Origin of the sequence: Vibrio variabilis (assembly GCF_003263785.1) — a bacterium.
GTDB classification, from domain to species: domain Bacteria; phylum Pseudomonadota; class Gammaproteobacteria; order Enterobacterales; family Vibrionaceae; genus Vibrio; species Vibrio variabilis.
In genome coordinates this window covers 1-287 of sequence record NZ_JYJK01000156.1, presented here as the reverse complement: position 1 = coordinate 287, position 287 = coordinate 1, and the positions used below count along the sequence as shown (strand labels likewise).

The 287-nt window shown below is 50.2% G+C and carries 1 pseudogene; it reads left to right on the top strand.

Features of this window, described 5'->3' with window-relative positions:
• A pseudogene (locus TZ48_RS24250) lies at positions 1-287 on the top strand (aldehyde dehydrogenase EutE); the annotation flags it as partial.

Sequence of the window (287 nt, the reverse complement as noted above, 5' to 3'; positions counted from 1 at the left end):
GCAGAAGAAGCTGAGAAGCTAACGGCACAAATCCTAACTATGGACGAAATCGACGGTGCTAAGCCATGTACTGCGCAAGAAATTGCTCGCGTATGGCACCCAGTTAAGCAACACGTTGGTCAAGACGCAGGTGAAATCCTTAAGTCTATCGGCGTTGAGTCTGAGACTCGTCTAGCGGTTATGGTTGTTGAGAACGATCACCCACTCGTACACGTAGAGCAAATGATGCCAGTACTTCCAGTGGTTCGTTGTGCGAACATCGACGAAGCTATCGAGCGCGCTGTTGC